This is a genomic window from Microcystis sp. LE19-41.2A, assembly GCF_027530405.1.
Lineage (GTDB): Bacteria > Cyanobacteriota > Cyanobacteriia > Cyanobacteriales > Microcystaceae > Microcystis > Microcystis aeruginosa.
On sequence record NZ_JAPZQJ010000089.1, the window covers coordinates 1 to 2,771 of the forward strand.

5 protein-coding genes are annotated in these 2,771 nt (G+C 43.9%); all 5 read right to left on the reverse strand.

All coding sequences use genetic code 11. The features are described from left to right. Window positions 1-275: 275 nt before the first annotated feature. Window positions 276-452 (reverse strand): hypothetical protein, encoded by a 177-nt coding sequence (locus O9290_RS03870; RefSeq protein ID WP_002740601.1) that lies wholly within the window; start codon window positions 450-452, stop codon window positions 276-278. Window positions 453-553: 101 nt separating this feature from the next. Continuing rightward, on the reverse strand, window positions 554-1,144 hold the full coding sequence (gene leuD, locus O9290_RS03875) for a 3-isopropylmalate dehydratase small subunit (RefSeq protein WP_002761195.1): 591 nt from the start codon (window positions 1,142-1,144) through the stop codon (window positions 554-556). Window positions 1,145-1,249: 105 nt separating this feature from the next. Then, window positions 1,250-1,693 carry a class I SAM-dependent methyltransferase gene (locus O9290_RS03880; protein ID WP_288058294.1) on the reverse strand — a complete coding sequence of 148 codons (444 nt, stop codon included), beginning with the start codon at window positions 1,691-1,693 and terminating at the stop codon, window positions 1,250-1,252. Window positions 1,694-1,698: 5 nt separating this feature from the next. Then, on the reverse strand, window positions 1,699-2,250 hold the full coding sequence (cobU, locus tag O9290_RS03885) for a bifunctional adenosylcobinamide kinase/adenosylcobinamide-phosphate guanylyltransferase (RefSeq protein ID WP_002761189.1): 552 nt from the start codon (window positions 2,248-2,250) through the stop codon (window positions 1,699-1,701). A gap of 48 nt (window positions 2,251-2,298) precedes the next feature. Further along, on the reverse strand, window positions 2,299-2,676 hold the full coding sequence (locus O9290_RS03890) for a phosphomannose isomerase type II C-terminal cupin domain (protein WP_002761188.1): 378 nt from the start codon (window positions 2,674-2,676) through the stop codon (window positions 2,299-2,301). Window positions 2,677-2,771: the final 95 nt, after the last annotated feature.

Here is a 2,771-nt window from a genome sequence, read left to right on the forward strand (position 1 = left end):
GGTTCTTCGGTTTGTGTTATGCAATGGAGGGGGGTTATAAGGGATGAAACCCTTATATAGAAAGACATTTGGCGATTTTTGTCAATTGTTTTCGATCTAGAACGAGCTAATCAATTAAGTCTCTTGCCGGATAAGGATTTAGTCGATTTATGCCCCCTGATCGAATCATACCAAGTAACGAAGAGCCAAATTTCCCTAAACCCCTAAATCCCTATCACCCTATCACCCCAAAACCCTATCACCCTATCTCCTGACTCCTGATAACTGATAACTGATTATTGAATTACTTCTTTAATAATCGTTAAAACATCATCATTGATATTGCGAGGATTGCGCTGGTATAACTTATCTCTTTCCAATTTTAAAACTCGATCGATGATTTTTCGCACATCTTCGGGAGCGTTTAAAATCGGTTCTTGGATATTTTGGAGATTATTATCAGAATTAGTCATAGGGCAGATTTTTTAATATTTACAGCCGCGGCATCTCCAACAAAATCCCTGCCGGGGTACGTTAATCTATTACTAACGCACCCTCAGCCTAGATTGTTTCTCTAGACGAAACTTAAATAGGGTAACTTTTGTGCGGTAGATTGAATTAGATCGAGATTTTGTAAAAGCTGTCCGCAGGTATCCCAATCACCTTCTATTAACATCTGTCGGGAACCTTCATTCATAGAGACGGTAGCGACAAAATCCCCCCATTCCACCGTCATGGTTGGCAAAGAAAGATCGACGGGAATTTCGGGATTAGCTGCAATTAAATCCTGTAAATGGGCGATAGTTTTAGCCTCAGCAGTGACACAGGGAACCCCATTAGCGATACAATTGCCAAAAAATATTTCGGCGAAACTTTCCCCGATAATTGCTTGAATTCCCCAACGTAAAATCGCTTGCGGTGCGTGTTCCCGAGAAGAGCCACAACCAAAATTACCATTAACTACCAAAATTTTCGCCCCTTGGTACTGGGGTAGATCGAAAGGATGACTCCCCTGTAAAGCGGCTCGATCATCGGCGAACACTTGTTCTCCTAAACCTTCAAAGGTGATACAACGCAAAAAACGAGCCGGAATAATGCGATCGGTGTCAATATCGTTGCCTCGCAAGGGTAAAGCTCGTCCGGAGATGGTTTTAACTTGACTCATGATCTTTTTCTAACTTTTACTAGCAGTGACAAAAAAAAGTGGTTGCATCTTGCCATACTCCCTGATCGGTGGCATTTTTCTCGATTTCTCGGCGATAATTGTTCACTAGAGTCGCAATTTCGGCAGCCGATAGGCGACCGAACCGCCTTTTTTTAACCATTGATACCATTTTGCCAGCACTTGCGGGATATCGGGGAAAAGTGCAATCGCCAGAGAACAGGTGATCAGATCGAAACTAGACTCGGCAAAGTCAATAGCAGCTATATCGGCGTTAATTAGGTCAATATTCTCGATATTTAATGCTTCTAGCTTTTTTTCGGCTCTGGCAATCATTTCCGGCGTGAAATCAACCCCGATGACACTTTTCACTTTTGGGGCAATTGCGACCGCTATAAATCCCGTTCCCGTTGCCACGTCTAGCACAGATTGGCTTTTTTGTAAATAGAGATAATTTACTAATTTAAGGGCGCGAGCTTGCGTAAAATCGTTATCGTAATCGTGACGAAGGGCATAAAAATCAATTACTTGACGCTGATAATCGTTGCTCATCTTCTCTATTGCCCAATTATCGACAAAGACTGACCCAATTGACTTAAATTAAGAGCATGGCCGCCGGTAACTAGATAAACCGCGTCTGCTATTGTGCCAATTCTACGACAGAGATCGCCTAAACGATCGCGAAACAGACGACCGAGGGGATAAGCGGGAACCACACCCCAACCGGTTTCTTCCGCCACCAGAATAACATCAACCGCCGCGTTTTTGAGGGAATACAAGAATCGATCGCTAATTTCTAACCATTCAGCTGCCGACATTTCTAAACAATTGGCTACCCAAGTACCGAGGGAATCGATCAATAAACAGTGAGAAAATGGGCTATTATCAATAGTTTCGCTTAATTGTCGGGGAATTTCTTGGGTTTGCCATTGGGGGGAACGTCGCTGCCGGTGTCTTTCAATGCGATCGCACCATTCTTGATCTTTTTCATCCACCGAGGAGGTGGCGATATAAATAACGGGTTTTTGGCTGATTTTGGCTAAATATTCGGCCCATTCACTTTTCCCAGAACGGGCGGCCCCTGTAACTAGGATAATTTTTTTATCCACGATCGAGATTTTGGCAAATAACTAAAGTATATAGGGGAGAAAACTGTCCTATTCTGCATCATCCAAACGGTGAATATCATCATCTCCTAGATATTCGCCATTTTGCACCTCAATCATCACCAGAGGAATAGAACCGGGGTTTTCCACCCGATGACGGGTATTCATGGGAACGTATGTAGATTCTTTTTGTTTGAGGAGAGTTTCTTTTTCATCACAGATTACCCGCGCTGTGCCGGAGACGACAATCCAGTGTTCACTGCGATGGTAGTGCATTTGGGTACTCATCTGATGGCCGGGTTTAATGACAATGCGATTGATGCGATACCGGGGACCTTCCTCCAATACCGTCACTGTTCCCCAGGGGGGAGTCCGCGTCATTTCTATGTCTTGGGGATAAGGGGAGGGATCATTAATTAAGTCATCCATGGTGGTGGTCTCCAAACTTGATTAACATTCTAGTGGACAATCTCTGGTTTGCAGCTATTAGCTAAAGGTGTGTGGGGTGTGGGGTGTGGGGTGTG